We start from the raw sequence: 19441 nt of genomic DNA, 5'->3' as shown, positions 1-19441 counted from the left end.
AACGATGGGGAGAAGGCCCACCGTCGCTGCCCACCGTCAGTTGAGCGAGGGATCGTCCGGGTAGGTGGCCACCATGGCCAGCTCGTTGCGCTGGCGGCGGAGCACCTCGCGCCAGAGTCTCTCGGGGGACGGCGAGGAGACATCGCCGGGCTCTGACTCGACGACGTACCAGGCGCCCTCGACCAGTTCGTCCTCCAGCTGGCCGGGGCCCCAGCCGGCGTAACCGGCGAAGATCCGCAGGGAGCCGAGGGCCGAGGCGAGCAGCTCCGGCGGGGCCTCCAGGTCGACCAGGCCGATCGCGCCGTGCACCCGGCGCCAGCCGAGCGGGGCCCGGTCGCCGTTGGCACCGCCCGGGATGACCGCGACGCCGAGCGCGGAGTCCAGCGACACCGGCCCGCCCTGGAAGACGACCCCGGGCTCGTCGGCGAGAGAGGCCCAGCCCTCCAGGATGTCCCGGACATCCACCGGGGTGGGACGGTTGAGGACGACACCGAGGGAGCCCTCCTCGTCGTGGTCGAGAAGGAGCACCACCGCGCGGTCGAAGTTCGGGTCCGCCAGGGCGGGCGTGGCCACGAGCAGCCGCCCTGTGAGCGAGGACACCTCGGTCATGCCTGACATGATCCCGCATCTTCCCTTCGCGTGGGGGGCCAATGAGGGTGTGTGAGTGAATGCAGCTCAGGGCGGAAGGGAGCGACCCCGGCGCACGGTGACGGGTGGTGACCCCATGTGCCCGATCAGGAACCGTTCGTGTTGTGACACAGCTATGACGTAGCTGGGCGGTACTTGGGCTTACGGCGGGGAGCCGATAGGCGATTACTCTGTCTTCCCGGCCCTGCCCCACTCCACGGAACGCGAGATTCATGACCGTCAACGACGATGTCCTGCTTGTCCACGGCGGCACCCCGCTGGAGGGCGAGATCCGTGTCCGCGGTGCGAAGAACCTCGTACCGAAGGCCATGGTCGCCGCCCTGCTGGGCAGTGCGCCGAGTCGGCTGCGCAACGTTCCGGACATCCGTGACGTGCGTGTCGTACGCGGCCTGCTCCAGCTGCACGGGGTGACGGTCCGTCCGGGTGAGGAGCCCGGCGAGCTGGTGCTGGATCCGACGTACGTGGAGAGCGCGAACGTCGCTGACATCGATGCCCACGCGGGTTCCAGCCGTATCCCGATCCTGTTCTGCGGTCCGCTGCTGCACCGGCTCGGGCACGCCTTCATCCCGGGCCTGGGCGGCTGTGACATCGGCGGCCGCCCCATCGACTTCCACTTCGACGTGCTGCGGCAGTTCGGCGCGAGCATCGAGAAGCGCGCGGACGGCCAGTACCTGGAGGCGCCGAAGGGGCTGCGCGGCACGAAGATCCGGCTGCCGTACCCGTCGGTCGGCGCGACCGAGCAGGTGCTGCTGACGGCCGTACTCGCCGAGGGCGTCACGGAGTTGTCCAACGCGGCCGTCGAGCCGGAGATCGAGGACCTCATCTGCGTGCTGCAGAAGATGGGCGCGATCATCGCGATGGACACCGACCGGACCATCCGCATCACCGGCGTCGACCAGCTCGGCGGCTACACCCACGCGGCCCTCCCGGACCGTCTGGAGGCCGCGTCTTGGGCGTCGGCCGCGCTGGCGACCGAGGGCGACATCTACGTCCGGGGCGCCCAGCAGCGCTCGATGATGACGTTCCTGAACACCTACCGCAAGGTGGGCGGCGCCTTCGAGATCGACGACCAGGGCATCCGCTTCTGGCACCCGGGCGGCCAGCTGAAGTCGATCGCGCTGGAGACGGACGTGCACCCCGGCTTCCAGACCGACTGGCAGCAGCCGCTCGTCGTGGCCCTCACCCAGGCCACAGGTCTGTCGATCGTGCACGAGACGGTGTACGAGTCGCGGCTCGGCTTCACCTCCGCGCTGAACCAGATGGGTGCGCACATCCAGCTCTACCGCGAGTGCCTGGGCGGCTCGGCCTGCCGCTTCGGCCAGCGCAACTTCCTGCACTCCGCGGTCGTCTCCGGGCCGACCAAGCTCCAGGGCGCCGACCTGGTCATCCCCGACCTGCGCGGCGGCTTCTCGTACCTGATCGCCGCCCTGGCGGCCCAGGGCACGTCCAGGGTCCACGGCATCGACCTCATCAACCGCGGCTACGAGAACTTCATGGAGAAGCTCGTGGAACTGGGCGCGAAGGTAGAGCTGCCGGGGAAAGCCCTCGGCTGACCACGAACTCCCGACCCCGGCCGAGGGCAGCGCCGTCCGGCTGGGGAGCCAAGGGTCAGCCCCCGGGTAGACACCGCGCGGAGACGCCCGTGGAGCGAGCTGGGCGCGAAGGTGGAGCTGCCGGGGAAAGCGGTCGGGTAGTTCTCGGAGAGTTTCGCTGTACGACGATGGGGCGGCCCCTGGTGGAGGGGCCGCCCCATCGTCGTGTTACATGCCGTACGCCGTCCCGTGGCCTACGGACGGCAAGGTCACTTGCCCTTCGCGGATTCCTTCAGCTTCGAGCCCGCGGAGACCTTCACGCTGAAGCCGGCGGGGATGTTGATCGGCTCGCCGGTCTGCGGGTTGCGCGCGGTGCGAGCGGCACGGTGAGTGCGCTCGAAGGTCAGGAAGCCGGGGATGGTGACCTTCTCGTCGCCCTTGGAGACGATGTCGCCGACGACGTCGGCAAACGCGGCCAGCACGGCGTCGGCGTCCTTGCGAGTCACCTCGGCACGGTCGGCCAGCGCGGCCACCAGCTCACTGCGGTTCATGTTGTTACTCCCGTGTTCTTCTTGCCATTGAGGCGTGCCACGCGGCTGAGCCGCATGTTGGGCCGGGACGCATCCTGCCCCCACCTGCGGCGGGAACGCCAATCCGTTGCCGCCCATACCCTACGGGCGGGCCGAAGAGGGTGTTTCACGACGCGCCGATTGTGTGGCGTGGCAAGTTTCACAGCTGTTTGCCTGGAAGCTGCGGGCCGCCACGCCTTGACCGGAGCGCCTCAGGCGCCCTTCGCTGCCTCGCGTACCGCGCCTGCCACCGCTCCGGCGACCTTCTCGTTGAAGACGCTCGGAATGATGTAGTTCGGGTTCAGCTCGTCCTCCGTGACCACGTCGGCGAGGGCCTTCGCGGCCGCGAGCATCATGTCCGTGTTCACCGTACGGGACTGGGCGTCCAGGAGGCCACGGAAGACACCCGGGAAGACCAGCACGTTGTTGATCTGGTTGGGGAAGTCGGAGCGGCCGGTGGCCACCACGGCGGCCGTCTGGCGGGCGATCGCCGGGTCCACCTCGGGGTCGGGGTTCGCGAGTGCGAACACGATCGCGTCGTCGGCCATGGCGGCCACGTCGTCGCCGTCGAGGAGGTTCGGAGCCGACACGCCGATGAAGACGTCGGCGCCCCGCACGGCCTCCTTCAGCGTTCCCGTCAGACCCTCGTGGTTGGTGTTGTCGGCGATCCAGCGCAGCGGCGAGTCGGCCGGGGCCTCCACCAGGTCCTCGCGGGCCGAGTGCACGACACCGCGGATGTCGGCGACGACGGCGTTCTTCACGCCGGCCGCGAGGAGCAGCTTGAGGATGGCCGTACCGGCCGCGCCGGCGCCGGACATGACGACCCGGATGTTCTCGATCGCCTTGCCGGTGCAGCGAAGTGCGTTGGTGAGGGCGGCGAGGACGACGATCGCGGTGCCGTGCTGGTCGTCGTGGAAGACGGGGATGTCGAGGGCCTCACGGAGGCGGGCCTCGATCTCGAAGCAGCGGGGGGCCGAGATGTCCTCGAGGTTGATGCCGGCGAACCCGGGGGCGATCGCCTTGACGATCTCGACGATCGCGTCGGTGTCCTGGGTGTCCAGGCACAGCGGCCAGGCGTCGATGCCGGCGAACCGCTTGAAGAGGGCCGCCTTGCCCTCCATGACGGGCAGCGCGGCCTTCGGGCCGATGTTGCCGAGGCCCAGGACCGCCGAGCCGTCCGTCACGACCGCAACGGAGTTGCGCTTGATGGTGAGGCGGCGCGCGTCCTCGGGGTTCTCCGCGATCGCCATGCACACGCGGGCCACGCCCGGGGTGTAGATCATGGAGAGGTCGTCACGGTTGCGGATGGGGTGCTTGGACTGCATCTCGATCTTGCCGCCGAGGTGCATGAGGAACGTACGGTCGGAGACCTTGCCGAGGGTGACGCCCTCGATGCCGCGCAACTGCTGGACGATCTGGTCGGCGTGCGCGGTGGAGCTGGCCGCGATGGTGACGTCGATCCGCAGCTTCTCGTGGCCGGACGCGGTGACGTCGAGGCCGGTCACCGAGCCTCCGGAGGACTCCACGGCGGTGGTGAGCTGCGAGACGGCGGTTCCGCTCGCGGGCACCTCCAGCCGGATGGTCATCGAGTAGGAGACGCTGGGCGCCGTTGCCATGGCCGACTTCCTTCGTTTCACCGTGTCGCGAGTTAGTGCCGTCCGATCGTCGCACCTACCCCTGAGTACGTGGTAGCCGCCCTGGGTTGCGGACGTTTTGTTCATGACCGGCCGACTCTTTTTGGAAAATGGTTTCCACCATACGAGATTTGGTCGGCCAGTAGAAGGCGCAGCAGAAGAGGCCCACATCACAGTGTGATGGGGCCTCTCCGACGTTCATGACACCGACCCGCCATGCTCGCCTCGCGGCAAGTGGTCGCTCGTAGCGACGAAGGTTGGGCCCGGGGGCTTGGATCGAGCCGGTGTCACGACAAGGCTAACAAACAGATCCCCCAAGGCCATTCCCGTCCGCGGACTTCACAGGAAACCTCCAGCCGAACGGCCCCGCGCTCACTCCCTGAGCAGGTCCGGCACCCCGGCCGCGTCCGGCTCGTCCCGCTCCCCGGAGACCACCGTCAGCTGCTGGGTCGCCCGGGTGAGGGCCACGTACAGCACTCGCAGCCCGGCCGGGGACTCGTCGGCGATCTCCGCGGGCGACACGACGACCGTCGCGTCGTACTCCAGGCCCTTGGCCTCCAGGCTGCCCAGGGCCACCACCCGGTCACCGAGCCCGGCGAGCCAGCGGGCGGCCTCCGCGCGCCGGTCCATGGCGACGACCACGCCGACCGTGCCGTCGACCAGGTCGAGAAGCCGCTCGGCCTCCGCCCGCACGGTCTTCTCGAGCGAGTCGCGTACGACGGCGAAGCGGGGCTCGACGCCGGTGGAGCGGACGGCCGAGGGGGACTTGGAGCCGGGCATGGCGAGGGCCAGCACCCTGGCCGCGAGCTCGGCGATCTCCGACGGGTTGCGGTAGTTCACGGTCAGCTCGAAGCGGCGGCGCGGGCGGCTGCCGAGGGCCTCGTCCCGCGCCTCGGCCGCCTCGTCCGGGTCGGACCAGGAGGACTGGGCGGGGTCGCCGACCACCGTCCAGGTGGCGTGCCGGCCACGGCGCCCGACCATCCGCCACTGCATGGGGGTGAGGTCCTGCGCCTCGTCGACGATGACGTGGGCGTACTCGACGCGCTCCTGGGCGAGCCGTTCGGCGCGCTCGCGCTGGGACTCCTCGCGCGTCGGCATCAGCTCCTCCAGGCCGGTGAGCTGGTCCAGCGGGTCCGCCTCGCGCTTCTTCCGCGGGCGGGCCGGACTGCCGAGGATGGCCTGGAGTTCGTCGAGCATGGCGATGTCGTGCACGGAGTGGCCGTCCCGCCGCAGGGAGCGGGCGACCCTGCGGATCTCGCCGGGGTTGAGGATGCGGCGGGCCCAGCGGCCGAGGCGGCGCTCGTCGGCCATCGCGGTGAGGACGGCCCGCGGGGTCAGCTCGGGCCACCAGGCGTCGAGGAACTCGATGAAGGGGTCCTCGGTGAGGATGTCCTCGTCGAAGGAGGAGCGCAGTTCGGCGGCGAGCTCCGGGTCGGTGTGGCGGCCGGCCGCGCCGGAGCGGTTCCACAGGGCGTCCAGGAGGAGCTTGCGGGCCCGGGGCCGCAGCAGGTTGACCGGGGCCGTGCCGCCGAGCGCGTTGTGTCTGATGCGGTCGAGTTCCTCGGCCTCCAGTTCGAGCCGGCGGCCGAAGGCGACGACTCTGAGCCGGGCCGGTGAACCGTTCACCTCCAGGGCTCCGCGGGCGGCCCTGCGCAGCACCCGGAGCATCCGGGAGGAGCCCTTGGCGCGGGCGGTGGCCGGCGTGTCGTACAGGGTCGCCTCGGCGCCGTCGACGAGGGAGCCGATGGCGCGGATGGCGACCTGGCCCTCCTCGCCGAGCGAGGGCAGCACGCCCTCGGTGTAGGCGACCAGGAGCGGGGTCGGGGAGACGATCAGGATGCCGCCCGCGTACCGGCGCCGGTCCTGGTAGAGCAGATAGGCGGCGCGGTGCAGCGCCACGGCCGTCTTGCCCGTCCCCGGGCCGCCCTCGACATAGGTGACGGAGGCGGCGGGGGCGCGGATGACCAGGTCCTGCTCGGCCTGGATGGAGGCGACGATGTCCCGCATGGAGTGGGTGCGGGCCTGGCCGAGGGCGGCCATCAGGGCGCCGTCGCCGATGACGGGCAGGGCGCCGCCGTCGAGGAAGGCGGTCAGCTCCGGGCGCATCAGGTCGTCCTCGACCCCGAGGACCCGGCGGCCCTTGGAGCGGATCACCCGGCGTCGTACGACACGCCCGGGATCCACCGGAGTGGACCTGTAGAACGGCGCGGCGGCCGGTGCCCGCCAGTCGATCACCAGCGGGGCGTAGTCCTGGTCGAGGACGCCGATCCGGCCGATGTGCAGGGTCTCGGCGATGTCGGCGGTATTGTCCGCGCGAACCGCGCCCTCGGCGGGTTCCACGGCGGTGTAGGCGCCGTCGGGCCCCTTCTTCCCGTCCTTGCCGAGGAGCAGGTCGATCCGGCCGAAGAGGAAGTCCTCGAACTCGTTGTTGAGCCGATTGAGGTGGACGCCCGCCCGGAACACCTGCGCGTCCCGCTCGGCGAGGGCGCCGGGCGTGCCCACCTGGCCGCGCTTGGCCGCGTCGTTCATGAGGAATTCCGCCTCGTGGATCTTCTCCTCAAGGCGCTGGTACACCCGGTCGAGGTGTTCCTGTTCGACGCTGATCTCACGGTCCCGAACGGAATCCTGACCGGAGTCCTGTTCGGCGCCGTGAGGGCCGACCGCGGATTGTTGAGCCTGAGCGGCCACCGGGCCCCCTTCTGACGTGCTGGGCAGCCGTCAACCGTACGCGAAGGGGGCCCGTTGAAGCTACGCGCTGACCGAGACCAGCTTCTTTCCGTCGAACGTCATGACTTCGAAGTGGTCGATCTGGTTGGGGGTGAAGGCGGCGCCGCCGTGTACGTAGAGGGGCTCCTTGGCCTTCTCCGACTTGGCGTCCGTGATGCCGTATCCCCAGGTCGGGACGGACCAGGAGGTCACCGTCTCGCGCTCGCCGTTCTTGCCGACGGCGATGAGCGAGCACTTCTTCGGGCCGCTGACGTTCTTGAGCTGGAGGACCGCGTGGGTGCCCCAGTCCTTCTTCTCGACTGCGACGGTCGCGGTGACATGGGTTGTCGGATCCGTGGCCGTCTTCTTGTCGGACATCGTCTGGAAGGCCGTCTGGGCGGGCCCCATGGCCATGTCGCCGCCGTTGTCGTTGCCCGAGCCGCCGCTCGCCGCGAGGACGGCCAGCGGGCCGCCGACGATCAGCGCGGCCGAGGCCGCCAGTGCGAAGATGGCGCGCCGGCTGCGGACCTTGCGCTTCTCGGAGACCTCGACGACCAGCTTCTCGACCATCCGCGGGCTGGGTTTGGCCGACAGCGACTCACCGATGGACGGTGTGCTTCCGGATCCCGGCAGATCCGCCAGGGCCGCCAGCATGGGCTCCATTCCGGCCAGCTCGTCGAGCTGCTGGGCGCACCATTCGCACCCGGCCAGATGGGCCTCGAAAGCGGTTGCCTCGGCATCGTCGAGAATCCCGAGCGCGTACGCGCCGACAGTCTCGTGCTCATTGGGCACCGGAGATTCCTGCATGGCACCAGACATACCCGACCCACCTGTGCCGAATCCGCCGTGCCCCCCGTACACACTCATCACGCCGTCACCCCCCGCTCCTCCAGTGCCAGCTTCATCGACCGCAGGGCATAGAACACCCGTGAGCGCACGGTGCCGCTGGGTATACCCAGCGTTTCGGCCGCCTCGTTGACAGTACGTCCCTTGAAATAGGTCTCTACGAGCACCTCCCGGTGGGCCGGGGTCAGGTCGTCGAGCGCGTCAGACAGCGTCATCAGCCACAGCGCCTTGTCGATCTCGTCCTCCGCGGGGATGACCTCCAGCGGCGACGGATCGACCTCCTGCGGCCGGGCCTGCCGGCTGCGGTGACCGTCGATGACGATGCGTCGCGCGACCGTCACCAGCCAGGGGCGTACCGATCCGGTCGCTCGATTGAGCTGACCGGCATTCTTCCAGGCACGGATGAGTGTCTCTTGGACGACGTCCTCGGCGCGTTGCCGATCACCGGCGACCAGCCGAAGGACATACGCAAGGAGAGGTCCGGCGTGCTCTCGATACAGAGCACGCATCAGCTCCTCATCGGGCTCCGAGGGCTGGGACATGCGATGTCGGGCCCTCGATCCACGTTCATTGGCCACGGCCGCATCCTTGCGCACGCCCACCTCCGGTGTCCGGGGGTTCCCCCAGTCGGTCGCTCCCCCACCGGTACGGAAGTGACTCGCGAGGCGTTCAACAAGACCCCACATTTTTCTGCGAGATGACATGACGAGCGGGACATGACCGCACATTCCCACCGCGTGATCTTTACATTTCCGACACATCGTCGAACGCCCGAGCGTTGCCCTGGGGTTGCCACCGACAAACTGAATGTTGTCGAAATCACTTCCGGAAAGCTTCGATGAAGGTCCGGCAAATGCCGTGAAATGGACGGCTGTCGAAGGGAGTCACGCGCGGGCGAGGGCAGCGCGGCGCCGGTGCCGGGCCACTCGCTCGCGGTTCCCGCAGACCTCGCTGGAGCACCAGCGGCGCCTGCGCCCGCGGGAGGTGTCCAGGTAGACGATGGGGCAGTTGTCGCCCTCGCACTCCCGGACGGCCGCCCGCGCGACGGGGTCGGTGAGCAGCTCCACGACATCCCGGGCGACGGCCGCGAGCAGCGCGGCGCACTCGGGCGGCCCGGCCAACTCCCGCACCAGGAAGCCGTCCTCGCCGGGTACGGCGCGGGGGGCCGGGGGTGCGGCGGCGTGGGCCAGGTCGTTGACGCCGGCGAGCGCGAGGTCGTACGAGCGGGTCCTCGCGGGGTTCCGGTTCCCGCGCACCAACTGCCCTACGTGTCCCCTTAGTTCGCGGAAGGCGACCAGCCAGCCGATGTCGGCGTGCGTCAGCGGGGTGCCCGGTGGGACGAGTCCGGAACCGGTGATCCAGGCCCGCAACGGTTCGAGCGCGTCGAGCCGTTCGCCGGGATGCGTGGTCGCCAGCAGATCCAGGCAGATCCGCCCGGCGTCGAAACGCAGCTCGTACGGGGCCGTCGCCGTACCCAGTGCCATGAGCCTGTCACCGCCTCGGACAGGGAACCGTGTCCCCTCACAGTGCCCGGCCCGGCGGGCGGCCGGAAGCCCTCGTACCGGTGTTCCACGAGGTTCCCGTACGACCCGCACCCCGCGGGGACGCCGCCGCACACGGCGCGGGCCGTCCCCGTTCCGTCCGGATACCCGCACGGTCACGCGCACGGGTCCGCGCGGGACGGTCCGGCGCGCGCGGGGAGGAACGGACCCGAGGGGCGGCCCGGGAGCCGCCCGTTACGGCCGGTTGCCGGGAGGCGGTACCCACAACGTCGTACGACGGTCAGCCGGACCGCTCATTCCCCGTGGCGAAGAACCGCTGTACGTACTCCCCCGGGGGCAGCCCGCTCTCCCGCATGAGGGAGAAGACCTCGACTCCCTCGCCCGGCACCTCGTCCATCCGGAACGCCTCGGCGGAGTCCACGTAGTCGACGTCGCCCAGTACTTCGCAGTGCTCACGCGCCTCGGCCTCCGCCCGGCCGCTCGCCTCCTCCAGCGACCGAGCGGTCCACAGCGTCACCCGCTCCTCGTACACGCCGAGAGAACGGTGCCGGAAGACACACCGAACGCCGTACCAGGCCAGACCGTCCATATGAACTCCGTCGCTTGAGGCCGGCGTCCCGCTTGCGCCGCGTACGAGGGGAAGTCAGCCCAGGCGACGGTGAGGCTGTTCGAGGTGGGCGGGGTGGGTGGCGGGGCCGTGGCAAGGTCTGGCGGCGGTTCACGCGTCCGCGTACTTGGCGTCCGCAGCCGGGTCCAGCGCCAGTCGGTACCCCCGCTTGACCACCGTCTGGATCAGCTTCGGCGCACCCAGGGCCGTACGCAGGCGGGCCATCGCCGTCTCCACCGCGTGTTCGTCGCGCCCCGCGCCGGGAAGCGCCCGGAGGAGTTCGGCGCGGGCCACCACCCAGCCCGGCCGCCGCGACAGTGCGCGCAGCAGGGACATGCCGGCCGGCGGCACCGGCTTCAGCGCGTCGTCTACCAGGACGGCGTGCCCCCGGATCTCCACCCGGTGACCGGCGATGGGCAACGCACGTGCGCGGGAAGGCAGTTCCTGGCAGAGCAGCTGTACGAGGGGGCCGAGCCGGAAACGTTCGGGCTGAATGGTGTCGACTCCGAGGGCCTGGAGCGGGAGTGCGGTGACCGGGCCGACGCAGGCGGGTACGACGTCGTGGTGGAGGGCGGCGAGCAGATCGCCCCGCAACCCCCGCGTCTCGGCGCGGGAGAGCAGCGAGGCCGCGGCGGGCGCGCTGGTGAAGGTGATCGCGTCGACCGAGCGGGAGACGACGGCGTCCAGGAGCCGGTCCACCGGTCCGAGGTCCTCCGGCGGCATCCACCGGTACACCGGCACCGGCAGCACCTCCGCTCCCGCGGCCCGCAGCGACTCCACGAACCCCGGCAGCGGCTCCCCGTGCAGCTGTACGGCGATCCGGCGGCCCTCGACGCCCTCCTCGAGAAGCCGGTCGAGCACCTCGGCCATGGACTCGGAGGACGGCGACCACTCCTCGGTGAGCCCGGCGGCCCGGACCGCGCCCTTGACCTTGGGACCGCGGGCCAGCAGCTCGACATGGCGCAGCCGGTCCAGCAACTGCTCGCCGAAGCCCCAGCCGTCCGCGGCCTCGATCCACCCCCGGAACCCGATCGCGGTGGTCGCCACGGCCACGTCCGGCGCCTGGTCGATGATCTCCTTCGTGGCGGCGAGCAGCTCACCGTCGTCGGCGAGCGGCACGATGCGCAGGGCGGGGGCGTGCAGCACGGCGGCACCGCGCCGCTGCAGCAGTGCCCCGAGCTCGTCGGCGCGGCGCGCGGCCGTGACTCCCACGGTGAACCCCGCGAGAGGGCCGTGCCGACCGGGGCCCGGCCGCTGCTGTGCCTCGTCCATGACTGCTCTCCTAGCTGACCCGCATGCCGACCGAGCCTGTCAACGGCGCGTGACAGGCTCGGTTCGGGTTCATGTCACCAGTGTTACGTCACACCTCGGCGTAGCTGAGCTGCGCCTTTGCCTCTGTGGCGGCTGCGGACCGGCCCTGCGCGGCCGGCCGGCGAAGGTATACGGCCCAGGTCACGGCGAAGCACAGGCCGTAGAAGACCAGGAAGGCGACGAAGGCGCCGGTGCCGGAGCCGTAGGAGAGGAAGGACTGCCGGAAGGCGAGGTTGATGCCGACGCCGCCCAGGGCGCCGACCGCGCCGATGAGCCCCATGGAGGCACCGGAGAGCCGACGCCCGTACTTGACGGCCGCCTCACCTTCCAGCCCCTTGGCGAGGGCCTTGGTGTGGAAGATGCCGGGGATCATCTTGAACGTGGAGCCGTTGCCGATCCCGGTGAGCGCGAACAGGACGACGAACGCGGTGACGAACAGCGGCAGCGACTTCTGCATGCTGGCCACGACCAGGACGGCGGTGGCGGCGGCCATGGCGACGTAGTTGTAGAGGGTGATCTTCGCGCCGCCGTACCGGTCGGCGAGCCAGCCGCCCACGGGACGGATCAGCGAGCCGAGCAGCGGGCCCATGAAGGTGAGATAGGTGGCCTGCAGCGGCGTACGGCCGAACTGGTTGGTGAGCACCTGCCCGAAGGCGAAGCTGTAGCCGATGAACGACCCGAACGTCCCGATGTAGAGGAAGGACATGATCCAGGTGTGGACGTCCTTCGCGGCGTCCTTGGCGGCGCCGGTGTCGTTCCTGACGTTCTCGATGTTGTCCATGAACAGCGCGGCGCAGCCGGCGGCGACGACGATGAGCGGGATGTAGATCCCGAGCAGCACGCGCGGCCCGCCGTTCGCGCCGATCACGGCGAGGGCGACGAGCTGGATCGCGGCGACACCGAGGTTGCCGCCGCCCGCGTTGAGCCCCAGCGCCCACCCCTTCTTCCGCAGCGGGAAGAAGGCGTTGATGTTGGTCATGGAGGAGGCGAAGTTGCCGCCGCCGATACCCGCGAGGAGCCCGATCCACAGGAACGTGTCGAACGAGGTCCCCGGCTTCATCACCGCGAACGCGGCGACGGTCGGGATGAGGAGGAGGCCGGCCGAGACGATCGTCCAGTTCCGCCCGCCGAAGAGCGCGACGGCGAAGGTGTAGGGGACGCGGACGACGGCGCCGACCAGCGTCACCATCGACGTCAGCAGGAACTTGTCGGCCGGGGTGAGCCCGTACTCCGGGCCCATGAAGAGCACCAGGACGGACCACAGGGTCCAGATCGAGAACCCGATGTGCTCGGAGAACACGGAGAAGTACAGATTGCGCCGCGCGACCTTCTCCCCGGTCTCCTTCCAGAAGGTCTCGTCCTCGGGATCCCACTGCTGGATCCAGCGACTACGTGAGGTGGGAGGTGAGGTAGGGGCTGGGGCAGGGGCTGGGGCTGTCATGACGCCTCCACGGCTCCGTGTGCTCGGTCTTCGGACTCCGGATGAGTGACTGAGCCCGAAGGTAGGGAGGCGGCGTTTCCACGCTGTGGCTGTGGGTGACCGGAAGGGAACGTTGCTCTCACCCTGACGGGAGGGCGGGTGAGAGGTCGGGGGCGGGGCCGGTCTCAGCGGGAGGAGTAGGGAGGCTGCTGGGGCGGGGTGTAGGGCCCGTAGGGGCCGGGGGGCTGCTGCGGGGGCGGGGCGTAGGGGCCGGGGGTGTGGGGGGCGGGCGGCTGCTGACCGTAACCGGCGGGGGCGGGCTGGGTGCCGTACGGGGGCTGCGCACCGTACGGGCCGTAGGGACCGGCCTGCTGCGGGTGCTGGTACGGGGATTGCGGCTGGGGCTGCGGCTGCTGGTACGGAGGCTGCTGTTGGGGTTGCTGCCACTGGGGCTGCTGGACCGGGGTCGGCTGCATCGGCACCGTCCCCGGCATCGGCATCGGCATCGGCATCGGCATCGGCATCGGCATCGGCGTGCCCGGCGGCAGATACCGCACCCGCCCGCCCTCACCCGTCACCTGCATGAACCCGGCGGCCTGGAGGCGCTGCGCGAACTTGGCGTTGCGCCCGCGGGTGACGAAGAACCCGAGCCCCATGACCGCCATGAGGATGACCCATACGACACCGGAGATGACAAAGGCTCCGGCACTCCCACCGGCCCGCGCCGCGGCCAGCACCAGGCCGAGGGTGATACCGCCGGCCCCGAGCAGCATCCGCTTCTCGGCGTTCTTGCCGGTGAGGTCGAACTGGATGCGGGCCTTGAGCAGTTCGACGGCGTCGGGGACGAGGGGCGGCAGGACCCCGTCGGCGGCGTTCGGATACTGCGCCCAGTTCTGCGCGGCCCGCGCCCGGCCCTGCGGGCTGTGGTCGGGCACGATCAGCATCTTGAGGACGTTGTTGCGGGAGCCGGTGTGGCGGGCGTCGGCGTACTCGTACCCGAACTGCTGGGCGACGAAGGCAAGCCGGGCGAGCTTCTTGACGGACGCCCAGGCGTTGGTGAGCTCGACGGGCTCGCCACTGGCCATCAACTGGAACATCTTCCGCACTTGCCGCGCGCTCATCGCATCCACTCCCCGTCGACCGAGTCACTCACTTCACTTCCGCAACCGAGCAAGTTTTCCATGAGGCATGACCCGAGAGGACGGCTACCGAGTGGATTGACCGGAGCTTGACCTGCCGTTGACGCCCACCGACCGGTACTCACACCGCCATCCCTTGCACCTTCACACCCCCTCCACCCACCTCGAACCACAGCAGCTTCCCGGCACCACGGTCCAGCGGGCCGCCGTCCCCGGTCGACCAGCCGCCCCACGAGTCGGCCTGCTCCTGCACGAGGTGCAGCCCGCGCCCCCGCTCGGCCTCCACCGGAACGAACGGGACCCGGTCCCAGGGCGGCTCACCGAACGGAGCGGGAATGCGCGGATGACTGTCCCAGACACCCACCCGCAGTCGCCCGTCCGCGAGGGCGGTCAGACGGAGCGAGGCGGGGCCGTTCGTGTGCCGGTAGGCATTGGTGACCAACTCCGAGGTCAACAGTTCGACCACATCGAGGACTTCACCCCTGCCGTGGCCGCGGAGCACCGCCCGTACGGTCATACGTGCGACGCGTGCAGCGCGGGGATCATGAGGCAGGCGAAGGGCGTACACCCAGGTGTCGGGCGGGGATACGGTGCCCATGGGGACCTCCGGCGAGAGAAGGGGGCTGGAACTCGCTCAACGTCTACGCCCGGCGGTGGCTCTGCCGGGGGTGGTGCGCTTCCGGCTTATGGACGGGGGAAGTTGGGCGACGTGTAGTCACCGTAGAGCAAATGGTTAGATGCATCTAACTGAATTCACTGGAAGTATCCATGCTTCACTCGTGTGAGGGAGCCCAGTGCCGCGTCGCGGCGAGGAAGGAGACGGCGTGCCGCCCACCGACAGCCCCACGCTCCGACAGCGACGGCTAGGGGCCGAGCTGCGCAGATTGCGGGAGCGGGCCGGGCTCACGGCCACGGGCGCAGGCAACCTCCTGGGGGTCAACCAGGCGCGCGTCAGCATGATCGAGACTGGCCGCACCCCCATCAGTGCCGACCGGCTGCGGTCCATGGCACGCGCCTACACCTGCTCGGACGAGCAACTCGTGGACGCTCTGGTCTCGATGACAGGTCGGCGTACTCGCGGCTGGTGGGAGAGCTACCGCGACCACCTGCCAGTCGGTCTCATCGACCTCGCCGAGCTGGAGCACCACGCGGCAGCACTACGCGTTGCCCTGGTGATCCACATCCCCGCACTGCTCCAAACGCCCGACCACGCGCGGGCCCTCTTCAAGGAGGGCGTGCCGGCACTGCGGCAGTACGAGATCGAGCATCGGGTGAGCCACCGGATCAAGCGACAGGAGATCCTGCACCGGGAAAGTCCCCCGCCCTACACCGCAGTGATCCACGAGTGCGCACTGCACATGGGGTACGGCGGCTCCGTAACCGTGCGCGCTCAGCTCAAGCACCTGCTCGAGATGAGCGAGTTGGAGCACGTGACCGTGCGGGTCATCCCCTTCGGCAAAGGCTCCTTCCCCGGCACAGGACAGTCCGTCGACTATCTGTCGGGGTCGGTGCCACAACTCGACACCGTTCAGTTGGACACCCACCACGGATGTGACTTCCTCGATGCCGAGGCCCAACTGGAGAAGTACCGAATCGTTCTCGACCGTATGGAGGAGAACGCTCTCGAACCCGCTGAATCCCGTGATCTGATCCACCACATCGCCAAGACCATCTGAGGAAACCGTGTCCGAACTCCTTTGGCAGAAGTCCACTTACAGCCCCGACGCCTCGAACTGCGTCGAAATAGCCACCGCCCCGTCAGTCGTCCACATCCGCGACTCGAAGAACCCCGTAGCCCCCCGCCTGACCGTCGCCCCCTCCGCCTGGACCCACTTCGTCTCCTGCCTGACACAGCCCCGGTCACAGTGACCGCATGGGAACGGACATCCACGGCTGGATCGAGTGCCACACGTGGCGGGAGGGCCCGAACCACGACGAGACGGCGTGGTCCCCGGCCATCAGCGTCTCGATCCTCACTATGGCTGACACTGAGCCGCCCCCCTGGCTGAAATGATCTGTGATGTCTGCCAGACCCCGTCGGAGTTCTTGTCGAGCCTGGTGTTGTACGTGACGTAACTGTCCTTGGTGACGGGCGTCTTGTTGATTTTGTTGGTCTTCTTGTCCTTGCTGAAGCCCTTGCTCTCGTCGCCGCAGTACGTGACGATGGCCGCCGTATTGCTCTTGAGCGTCACCTTGCGGTTGTAGTACCGGACAACGCCGGTGATCGTGACGTTTGCCTTCTTGAACTGGCCGACCCAGGACAGCGATGCCTCAAGGGCTTTGCCCGTGGTGTAGTAGCCCATTCCCTCGCCCTTGGGATCCGTCCCGGCGATGGCGGCGTCGACCGCTCGCGTCATCTCCGCGCTGTCAGCGAGCACCGCGTCCTTGACCGCATCCCCGGTCCGGCCGCCCTCGAAGGTCAACGTCACATCCGACGGCAACGTGATCTTCGGGCGACCGTCGGACGAGGCCGAGGCAGATGCACTCGGCGAGGCCGAAGCAGACGCCCCGGTCGTCGTGGGCGCGGACGAGGCCTTGTCCGCGGCCTTCGCTCCGCCGTCGCCGTCGCCCCCGCCGCATCCCGCAAGGAGGAGTACGGCGGTCAGACCGGCTATGGCTGTCGTGGACAGGCGGGAACGGGGGTTCACGAATGACTCCTGGTAGGACGGCTGGGATTGGTACCCGAGGCGCCGAGAACACGCGGCTAGTCGGCGCAGGCCTTGTCGCCGCGGTGCGAGGTCAGAGCGGTGGTCTGCCACACGTCTGAGTCGTTCTTCTCGACGCGCGTGTTGTACAACACGTACGGGCTCTGGTTCGAGGGCGTCCGGTCGACCTTGCCGGTCTTGCGGTTCTTGTTTAACCCCTTGCTCTCGTCGGAGCAGTAGAGGACCGTCGCCGTGGTCTTTCCGGAGGCCAGGGTGACCTTCGGAGCGAAGTAACGGGTGGTGCCCGTGAAGGAGAGGTCGGCGTCGAGATACGCCTGGATCCAGGCGACGGCGCCGCTCAACGCCTTGTCCCGGTAGTAGAAGGACAGGCCGGCCGCGCTCGTGTCGCCGCGCAGGATGGCGTCGTTCGTGGAGTCGATGCGTGCGGCGACGTCTGCGAGTACGGCGTTCTTCGCTGCATCGCCCACCTTCCAGCCCTCGTACTCGTCCGTCACGTCCGACGGCAACGTGACACGGGGGCGGTCCGCCCCAGCCGAAACTCTCGGCGATGCAGACGCGTTACTGACCTTTCCCGTATCGGCCGCGGCGTTGTCGTCACCTGCGGAGCCACTGCCGCCACCACAACCTCCGACGAGCAGCGCGATCGCGGCTCCCGTGAGTGTGCGTGCGAACAGACGGGGCCGGCGGCTCACTGTGAAACTCCTGCTGGGGCAATGGGGTCGGGGTGGGGAAAAGAGGCTACGGCGCACGGAAAGGCGGACCTGGCCAGGTGCCCTTGGGTACATGGCCAGATCCCGGTCGTCGTCTCCGAACGACAGGCCTCACCTGTTGACGGACTGGATCTCCTGCACGGTGACGTCCTGCGACCGGCCGAAGGAGCCGTCGGGCAGGCCGCGGTTACGGGTGCCATCGCTGCCTGACCAGCTGATCTTCCAGGTGATCGTGGCCTTCAGCTGGTACGAGCCGCTGCCGGAGGACCGGAGGTACTTCACCCCACAGGGTGGCGTCTTATCGGCGTCGCCTGTGGAGTACTCCTCCCCGACAGTGCCGTTGATGAACTCGCAGACCCCCGAGGCCGGATAGGTGATCGCGTCGGAGGTACCCGGCTCGATCTTGACGGAGATGGGTTCGGCGGTGGTCGTGGCCCACATGCCCAGGGCGTCGATGTGCGCGGTGACCGAGACGGGCTTGAACGTCGTCTTGTCCAGCCACGCCCACGTGGGGAGGTTGACCTTCGTCTTGTCCGCCGGGGCCAGGCTCACGTCCTTGGAGGGCACCCGGATCTCGTTGTAGGCGAGTTCGGCGAGGATCTGTGGCGTGACGGCGTTCTTGATGTTGGCCGGCGGCGCGTTGCCCGTGGCCACCCAGAAGTAGGGCTCGTCGCACTTGTCCCAGCCGGGCGGGAAGGACTCGTTGACATACGAGTCCCACCAGTAACCCTTGCCGGTCTCGTCCTTGTTGAAGTCCTTGTAGGGGTGACCGTTGACGTACCGGTCGCGCTGGGTCGCATCCCAAGCGTCACCGGTCGAACCGGCCTCCCAGATCGGCTCCAGGTACGCCTGCAGCGCGGCGGGACTGTACTTGGGGGCGTACCAGCACGCCGGCGGGGTCCAGGACGTGGTGGAGGTGACGGGACCGACGGAACCGCCCGAGCCGTTCTTGGAACGGTCGTACCGAATCACACCGACGGTCGAGGAGAGGGTGCCGTCACCGGACGAGTTGCCGGACGCATTCGTGTCCGAGCCGCTTCCGACTGCTCCGCCCGTCGGTGCTCCTTGGGAAGCCTGGGCGGAAGGAGCGAGAGTAAGGCAGATCGTTCCCACGGCAAGGAGGGCAACAGCGCGAGCTAGTCCATTCAGGGCTGGCACTTGGCCGCCCCCCGACTAGAAGCGATCTTCACGAGCTCCCAGACCCCCTTGTTGTTCTTCTCAACCTGAGCGCCGTAAGCAACGTAGCTGTTCTTGTCAACCTTCGTTTGCTCGATCACTCCGGTCTTGATGACCTTGGTGTAGCCCTTGCTCTCATCCCCGCAGTACGTCAGCGAAGCCTTGTCCTTGGACTCGACACTGACCTGACGGTCGACGTAACGCACCGTCCCGGTAACGGTCCAACCGGCCTTCTTGAACGACTGAACCCAGTCCTGTGCCGCCACGGCGCCCTCGCCCTCCGTGTAGTACTCCAGAGCAGGGAGGCGAGGATTCTGAGCGACGATCGCGGCGTTGATGGCACGGATGAACTCGGCGTTGTCCTTCAGAATCGCGTCCTTCACCGCATCACCCGTGGATTCCGGGGTGAACGTGAGCTTCACGTCCGACGGAAGCGTGATCTCCGGGCGGTCCCCCGCCTCGGACGACGCCGACGCATTCGGCGAAGCCGAAGCCGACGACCCAGTGTCCGCGCCCGCGATCTTGTCGTTCGACTTGGAGTCGCCTCCGCCACCTCCGCCGCAGCCAGCAAGCAGCAGTGCGGCGGTCACACCGGCGGTGGCTGTCGTGAGCAGGCGGGAACGGCGGGTCACGGTGGGCTCCTGGTGATGCGGTTGGGGTCTGCGAAGCAGCGAATACGGTATCGGGGTCCATCCGGAACGCACCAGAGCGATTTGCTGCACCCCGGCCGCACGAAACGCACACAGCAGATCATAGTCGGGCAACTCAACGCCTCCACCTCGGCTTTGGTGCCGTCCCGTGACATCGCCGCGACCCTCAGTTGGCCCCCGCAAAGGACTGTTGGCTGGGGCAGGCTGCCGGAAGACGGGATGACCCACAGGTCCGGAGGCGGCGCCTTTCCGAGCCGGAGTCACGGACCAGCCTTCACCTCAAACGGGCAGGCCCTGTAACTTCACGTGTGCACAGGTTTGTTGA

Annotated in this window: 19 protein-coding genes; 3 read left to right on the top strand and 16 right to left on the bottom strand. The window is 68.8% G+C overall.

Features of this window, described 5'->3' with window-relative positions; genetic code table 11:
* Positions 1-36: 36 nt before the first annotated feature.
* Positions 37-609, bottom strand: a complete 573-nt coding sequence (locus ABTY98_RS12655; protein ID WP_352220882.1) for a YqgE/AlgH family protein — start codon at positions 607-609, stop codon at positions 37-39.
* A gap of 251 nt (positions 610-860) precedes the next feature.
* On the opposite strand from ABTY98_RS12655, the gene murA reads away from it, so the two are divergent.
* Positions 861-2201: a UDP-N-acetylglucosamine 1-carboxyvinyltransferase gene (murA, locus tag ABTY98_RS12650; RefSeq protein WP_352220881.1), complete on the top strand. Its 1341-nt coding sequence runs from the start codon at positions 861-863 to the stop codon at positions 2199-2201.
* Positions 2202-2449: 248 nt separating this feature from the next.
* Here murA and ABTY98_RS12645 read toward each other — a convergent pair whose 3' ends face one another.
* From ABTY98_RS12645 to ABTY98_RS12595, 11 genes are all read right to left on the bottom strand, one after another.
* The gene (locus tag ABTY98_RS12645) at positions 2450-2731 is read right to left on the bottom strand and encodes an HU family DNA-binding protein (protein WP_189268239.1); all 282 of its coding nucleotides are present in this window, start codon (positions 2729-2731) and stop codon (positions 2450-2452) included.
* Between the two features lie 230 nt (positions 2732-2961).
* Complete coding sequence (locus tag ABTY98_RS12640; RefSeq protein ID WP_352220880.1) at positions 2962-4365, bottom strand: NAD-dependent malic enzyme; 1404 nt, start codon at positions 4363-4365, stop codon at positions 2962-2964.
* A 390-nt stretch (positions 4366-4755) separates the two neighbouring features.
* Positions 4756-7071: a HelD family protein gene (locus ABTY98_RS12635; protein ID WP_352220879.1), complete on the bottom strand. Its 2316-nt coding sequence runs from the start codon at positions 7069-7071 to the stop codon at positions 4756-4758.
* 60 nt (positions 7072-7131) lie between these two features.
* Positions 7132-7956, bottom strand: a complete 825-nt coding sequence (locus ABTY98_RS12630; RefSeq protein ID WP_352220878.1) for an anti-sigma factor family protein — start codon at positions 7954-7956, stop codon at positions 7132-7134.
* Complete coding sequence (locus ABTY98_RS12625) at positions 7956-8477, bottom strand: sigma-70 family RNA polymerase sigma factor (protein ID WP_010039908.1); 522 nt, start codon at positions 8475-8477, stop codon at positions 7956-7958. Before ABTY98_RS12625 ends, ABTY98_RS12630 begins: the two co-directional genes overlap by 1 nt.
* A 342-nt stretch (positions 8478-8819) precedes the next feature.
* A complete protein-coding gene (locus ABTY98_RS12620) occupies positions 8820-9419 on the bottom strand; it encodes a CGNR zinc finger domain-containing protein (RefSeq protein WP_352220877.1) in 600 nt (199 codons plus the stop codon).
* A 298-nt stretch (positions 9420-9717) separates the two neighbouring features.
* The gene (locus ABTY98_RS12615) at positions 9718-10026 is read right to left on the bottom strand and encodes a hypothetical protein (protein ID WP_352220876.1); all 309 of its coding nucleotides are present in this window, start codon (positions 10024-10026) and stop codon (positions 9718-9720) included.
* Positions 10027-10155: 129 nt separating this feature from the next.
* Positions 10156-11316, bottom strand: coding sequence for a uroporphyrinogen-III synthase (locus tag ABTY98_RS12610; protein ID WP_352220875.1), 1161 nt, complete (start codon positions 11314-11316; stop codon positions 10156-10158).
* Positions 11317-11404: 88 nt separating this feature from the next.
* Positions 11405-12796 (bottom strand): nitrate/nitrite transporter, encoded by a 1392-nt coding sequence (locus ABTY98_RS12605; protein ID WP_352220874.1) that lies wholly within the window; start codon positions 12794-12796, stop codon positions 11405-11407.
* Between the two features lie 164 nt (positions 12797-12960).
* The gene (locus ABTY98_RS12600; RefSeq protein WP_352220873.1) at positions 12961-13896 is read right to left on the bottom strand and encodes a hypothetical protein; all 936 of its coding nucleotides are present in this window, start codon (positions 13894-13896) and stop codon (positions 12961-12963) included.
* Between the two features lie 139 nt (positions 13897-14035).
* On the bottom strand, positions 14036-14512 hold the full coding sequence (locus ABTY98_RS12595; RefSeq protein ID WP_352220872.1) for an ATP-binding protein: 477 nt from the start codon (positions 14510-14512) through the stop codon (positions 14036-14038).
* Positions 14513-14738: 226 nt separating this feature from the next.
* Here ABTY98_RS12595 and ABTY98_RS12590 point away from each other — a divergent pair, with 226 nt between their 5' ends.
* Together ABTY98_RS12590 and ABTY98_RS12585 are read left to right on the top strand one after the other, a co-directional pair.
* Positions 14739-15590 (top strand): helix-turn-helix domain-containing protein, encoded by an 852-nt coding sequence (locus tag ABTY98_RS12590; RefSeq protein WP_352220871.1) that lies wholly within the window; start codon positions 14739-14741, stop codon positions 15588-15590.
* Positions 15591-15597: 7 nt separating this feature from the next.
* Positions 15598-15783: a DUF397 domain-containing protein gene (locus ABTY98_RS12585; protein ID WP_352220870.1), complete on the top strand. Its 186-nt coding sequence runs from the start codon at positions 15598-15600 to the stop codon at positions 15781-15783.
* A gap of 107 nt (positions 15784-15890) precedes the next feature.
* Here ABTY98_RS12585 and ABTY98_RS12580 read toward each other — a convergent pair whose 3' ends face one another.
* The 4 genes from ABTY98_RS12580 to ABTY98_RS12565 all read right to left on the bottom strand — a co-directional run bounded on the left by ABTY98_RS12580 (position 15891) and on the right by ABTY98_RS12565 (position 19098).
* Positions 15891-16562 (bottom strand): hypothetical protein, encoded by a 672-nt coding sequence (locus tag ABTY98_RS12580; protein ID WP_352220869.1) that lies wholly within the window; start codon positions 16560-16562, stop codon positions 15891-15893.
* 56 nt (positions 16563-16618) lie between these two features.
* The gene (locus ABTY98_RS12575) at positions 16619-17074 is read right to left on the bottom strand and encodes a hypothetical protein (RefSeq protein ID WP_352220868.1); all 456 of its coding nucleotides are present in this window, start codon (positions 17072-17074) and stop codon (positions 16619-16621) included.
* 327 nt (positions 17075-17401) lie between these two features.
* Positions 17402-18448: a hypothetical protein gene (locus ABTY98_RS12570; RefSeq protein WP_502994206.1), complete on the bottom strand. Its 1047-nt coding sequence runs from the start codon at positions 18446-18448 to the stop codon at positions 17402-17404.
* Positions 18436-19098 (bottom strand): hypothetical protein, encoded by a 663-nt coding sequence (locus ABTY98_RS12565; RefSeq protein ID WP_352220866.1) that lies wholly within the window; start codon positions 19096-19098, stop codon positions 18436-18438. Before ABTY98_RS12565 ends, ABTY98_RS12570 begins: the two co-directional genes overlap by 13 nt.
* Positions 19099-19441 lie beyond the last annotated feature (343 nt).

The organism is Streptomyces sp. NPDC096040, assembly GCF_040303265.1.
Taxonomy (GTDB): Bacteria; Actinomycetota; Actinomycetes; order Streptomycetales; family Streptomycetaceae; genus Streptomyces.
The sequence above is the reverse complement of the archived record's forward strand: the minus strand, read 5'-3'. Positions and strand labels throughout refer to the sequence as shown.